We start from the raw sequence: 684 nt of genomic DNA, 5'->3' as shown, positions 1-684 counted from the left end.
ATAAGGAAGCTCTTTGCATCGTCATCGTACTTCACGCTTTGCAAATCGCGCTTATCGTCGCCACCCATCTCATCACGAGGATTCAAAGTGTACGGGTTATTCAATAACTTAAAGAGCTCTTTGTCATCCGCTACTTCAGCGAGCACGTTATTGATACTTGCAATCGTGCCACCACTCGCACCACCTTTCATTGACTTCACTCGAACCTTGATCGCTTTCGCGTATTCGCCTTTAAGCTCCTTCACTTTGTTCTGAACAAAGTAAGTGCCCAAGTCAGATGGAATAGAGTCAAAGCCACAACAATGAATAATACGCGCACCAGTTTCTTGAGCGCGTTCATGGTGTTGATCGATCATTCGACGAATCCACTGCGTTTCACCAGCAAGGTCACAATAATCCGTACCGGCTTCAACACAAGCCGCAACAAGCTCGTTCCCATACAAAGCATATGGACCAACAGTCGTACAAATAACTTTCGTCTTACTGACTAAGTCTTTCAAGCTAGCTTCGTCGTGACTATCCGCAATTAGGATTGGTATATCATTAGTGCCTTGGCCATCATTTAGACCTGCACGAACTTCCTCGAGCTTAGCTTGATTACGTCCAGCCATCGCCCACTTAAGCTCGCCATTGAGGCCGTAAGTACTTAAATAAAATTCGGCTACTAAGCGGCCAGTAAAGCTA

1 protein-coding gene is annotated in these 684 nt (G+C 45.6%); it reads right to left on the bottom strand.

Annotated elements, in window-relative coordinates:
* The coding region (locus A3739_RS07080; protein WP_197472153.1) for a trans-acting enoyl reductase family protein at nt 1-684 on the bottom strand (684 nt) is incomplete at both ends.

This window comes from Oleiphilus sp. HI0067, from assembly GCF_001635735.1.
The sequence above is the reverse complement of the archived record's forward strand: the minus strand, read 5'-3'. Positions and strand labels throughout refer to the sequence as shown.